The organism is Arthrobacter sp. Y3223164, assembly GCF_059091005.1.
Window position 1 is genome coordinate 1 of record NZ_JBNHGF010000327.1, and the last position, 3,149, is coordinate 3,149.

The following is a 3,149-nucleotide window of genomic DNA, read 5'->3' on the forward strand; positions in this document are numbered from 1 at the left end:
GTCGGTCGCGCCGCCGCGGGAGGCCAGGGCCGAGAGTTGCTGTTCCAGTGCCGCGCACGCCTCGCGGGCCTGGGAGTACGTGGCTTCCGCCGCCGCGTGGTCCTCCCGGGCTGCTGTTTCCTGTTCGCGGGTGACCAGGTGCCCGCCGGCGGCCGCGGCCGGTTGCGGATGTTCCGTTCCGCCACACACCGGACAGGGGTCTCCCTCTGCAAGGTTGGCGGCGAGCTCCGCTGCGGCCTGATCGAGTCGCTGTTCCAACAGCGACAACCAGGCTTCCTTGCGCCGAAGTTGCCTGGCGTGCGCCGCATCGCGGTTCCGGCGGGCCTCGTCGGTCTTGGCCAGGCAGGCGCCGTAGTCGGCCACGGTGTCCCGAAGCTGTCGGGCCTGTTCCAGCCGCTCGGTGAGCAGGCCGACGTCGTCGGAGGCTGCCGCCAGCGTGGCCAATTCCTCCTGCAGCCCGCGGCCGACTTCAGCCAGCCGTTCCCGGGTTGTTTCCGCGGCACCGATGTCCTTGGCCAATCGGCCCGCGTGCTGTTCCAACCGCCGCACGTCGGCAGCCGCCGCCTGCAACCGCTGCTCTTCCGGCAGCAGGGCGCGGATTCGTCCGAGCTCGGCGGAGAGCTGTGCCGCCGCCTCCTCGAGCAGCGCCTGTCCCGCGGCATCGGGGTCGGGGCGGCGGGAAACGAATGTTGGGAAGAGCGGATGGGCTTCGGCCTCGTCGATCCGGTCCAAAAACTCTTTCCCGGCCCGTTCCACAGCGAGTGCCGCCTGATCCCGATGCCGGATGGGCGACGCCAGCAGTTCCGCGGCCCGGTGCGATGCCAGGGTTTCGGTCAGCGCTGCGTGGCCGTCGGCGCCGTTGCGGTGCTCGGCTGCCAGTTTCTCCAGCGCCGCCAATTCCGCGTGGTCGGCCAGCGCCCGCTCGTGCCGGGCGATCGCCTCCCGCAGCCGGCCCAGCTCATCTTGTCCGCGCTCGGCCACGTCGCGGACGGAGCTGGCCGCGGACGCCATCGAGGACTCAAGCGCGGCGAGCAGGTCCGCGGCAGGCATTGACTGGTCCGGCATGTCCTCGATGGCCAGATGCCGGGCTGCTTCCTCTGTTGCCCGGGCGAGCAGGTGGTCGGATCCTGCCACCGCGGCCAGGTAGTCCGAGCGGGCCTTGGCCGCTTCGTCCGCCAGGACCTGCTCCACCGCCTCGTAGCGGTCGGTCGCGAACAGGCGCTGCAGCAACGGCCGGCGTTCCCTGGCGTCGGCGCGCAGGAACGCCGCGAAGTCGCCTTGGGGCAACAGGACTACCTTGGTGAACTGTTCCAGGCTCATGCCCAGGACGGCCAGCAGCTCGGCCGCGGCCTCGTCGTTGCGGCCGCTTTTCTGGACCCAGGCCCCGTTGATCTTCTCGCGCAGCAGCGTGCGCGCCTGCTCCGTCACCGATCCGGACCTGGCCCGGGACGAGGGCCGTTCCCACTGCGGGTTGCGGGTCACTTCAAACCGTCTGCCGCGGGCGGAGAATTCGCACACGACTTCCGGCTCTATCCCGGGTTCGGCGTGGTCGCTGCGCAGCCGCTTCCCCTGCTGGCGTGCGCCGGGAACGGACCCGTACAGCGCAAAACAGATGGCGTCCAGGATGCTGGTCTTGCCGGCCCCGGTCGGCCCGTTGAGCAGGAACAGCCCCTGCTCTCCCAGCTCGTCGAAGTCAATGGTTTCCCGCGCAGCGAACGGCCCGAAGGCCTGCATTTGAAGCCGGTGGATCCTCATGCCGCGGCCTCCGCTGCCTGCACGGCGGCCAACGCATCGGCCAACAGTGCGCGTTCGGCTTCGTCGGCCGGCCGGGAGCGGACGTGGTCCAGGAAGCCGCAGCAGACCTCCAGGTCGTCCTGGGCGTTCGCGATGCGCTGGCTGTAGCTCATGGTGTCCCGGCGCGGCCCGGAGGCGGGTTCGAAGTTGAGCACCAGCGTGTCGGGAAAGCGCGCCCGCAGCCGTTCCATCGCCTTCGCCGGGCGTTCGTCGTCGGTGACCGTGATTTGGCAATAGGCGTCCTGCGCCCAGGCGTGGTCCGCCGATTCGAGCAGGTCCTGCATGGTGCCCTTGAGCACGGCGAGCCTGCGCGGGGAGGGCCAGCTGACGTTTTCCACCGACGCGAGCCCGTCCGCGGTGAATTCGAGGATGATGCCGCCCTTCTCGTGTCCGGCCTCGGAGAACGAATAAGGCAGCGGTGAGCCGGAATAGCGCACCGTTTCGCTCAGCGCCTGGCGCCCGTGCAGGTGGCCCAGCGCCACATAGTCGAGGCCGTCGAACAAATCCAGCGGGACCGCTCCCACTCCCCCGATGCTCAGGTCCCGTTCGCTGTCCGAGGTGACGCCGCCGCTGGCAAAGGTATGCGCCATGACCAGGGAATGCACGGCGCCGCCGGCCCTCCTTTGCTCAAGGTCGGCACGGACGAGGTCCAGCGCCGACCGCGTGACGGCGGTGTGGCTGGGAGCCTCCGCTCCCAGCTCCTCCGCGCACAGCCGCGGCTCGAGGTACGGGATCCCGTACACGGCCAGGGTCGCACCGTCCAGGTTCAACTCCACCGGGTCCGCAAGCTGGTCCAGCCGGGCGCGGATATGGACCCCGCCGTAGGCCAGGATGCCGGAGCCGAAGCCCAACCGGGTGGCCGAATCGTGGTTGCCGCTGGTCAAGATCACCGTTGCCCCGGCACTGCGGATGCGCGACAAGGCATCGGAAAAGAGGTTGACCACATCTACACCGGGAAGCGCGCGGTCGTACACATCGCCCGCGATGAGCACCACGTCGATGCCCTCCTCGCGTACTGTCTGCAGGAGTTGCTCCACGAAAGCGTGCTGCGCCTGCAGCATCCCGACGCCGTGGAAAGAACGGCCCAGGTGCCAGTCGGACGTGTGCAGTAACCTCATATTTCCAAACTATCCGGCGGCTGGGACAGTTTCCGACAAGCGCAACGGCACGTCCCGAAATCGGGACGTGCCGTTGCGCGGGGGCTTGTGGTTATTCGCCGTGCGGGCGTGTCCGGTTCGGCTTGCGGTCAAAGAAGTCGCGGGCCTCGGCGGCGCCCTGATCGTCCGCCGGCGCCGGCTCGTCCGGCTGGTCCTCCACCGCGACGTCGGGAACCTCACGTCCGGCGGCGGACCCGC

The 3,149-nt window shown here is 69.5% G+C and carries 2 protein-coding genes; both read right to left on the reverse strand.

Annotation, left to right across the window (positions count from 1 at the left end):
* A partial coding sequence (locus AC5RUJ_RS13420; RefSeq protein WP_494155995.1) for an AAA family ATPase occupies positions 1–1,755 on the reverse strand: 1,755 nt, incomplete at its 3' end.
* The gene (locus tag AC5RUJ_RS13425) at positions 1,752–2,912 is read right to left on the reverse strand and encodes an exonuclease SbcCD subunit D (protein WP_494128768.1); all 1,161 of its coding nucleotides are present in this window, start codon (positions 2,910–2,912) and stop codon (positions 1,752–1,754) included. The genes AC5RUJ_RS13420 and AC5RUJ_RS13425, both read right to left, overlap by 4 nt.
* Positions 2,913–3,149 lie beyond the last annotated feature (237 nt).